The 509-nt window shown below is 52.8% G+C and carries 1 protein-coding gene; it reads left to right on the top strand.

The genetic code is table 11. The annotated features are described in order from the left end of the window. A partial coding sequence (tnpA, locus tag DBO86_RS02320; protein WP_146173169.1) for an IS200/IS605 family transposase occupies positions 1 to 429 on the top strand: 429 nt, incomplete at its 5' end. Between the last annotated feature and the right edge of the window lie 80 nt (positions 430 to 509).

A 509-nucleotide genomic window follows, 5' to 3' on the forward strand; every position in this document is an offset into this window, starting at 1 on the left:
GATTACAGATACGGCAGTCATACGGTCTACCAGATCGAGTATCACTTTGTTTGGGTGACTAAGTACCGATACAAGGTGCTCAGCGGTGAGGTTGCTGAGCGAGTGCGAGAGCTGGTGAGACAGACGTGCGAAGCATTTGAAATTCGGATTGTGAAAGGTGTGGTGAGCAAGGATCACGTGCATATTCTGGTGAGCAGTCCGCCGAATTTGGCGCCGAGTGAGATCATGAGGCGGATCAAGGGGCGTACGGCGAGCAAGCTTTTCGAGGAGTTTCCCCATCTGAAAAAGCGCTATTGGGGGCAGCATTTTTGGGCTCGCGGGTACTTTTGCGCGACGGTTGGGCAGATGACGGAAGAGATGATCAAGCAGTATCTGGAGCATCATTTTGAGCCGAGCCCGAACGATAATTTCAGGATGGAGCCTGACTGATCCGACGCGTCGTTCAGTCGACGCGTATCCGGACTTTCAGTCCGTAAGTCACTAACCCACCGACTTCAGTCGGTGGTTGT

The organism is Ectopseudomonas oleovorans, assembly GCF_003052605.1.
In the GTDB taxonomy this organism is placed as follows: Bacteria; Pseudomonadota; Gammaproteobacteria; order Pseudomonadales; family Pseudomonadaceae; genus Aquipseudomonas; species Aquipseudomonas oleovorans_A.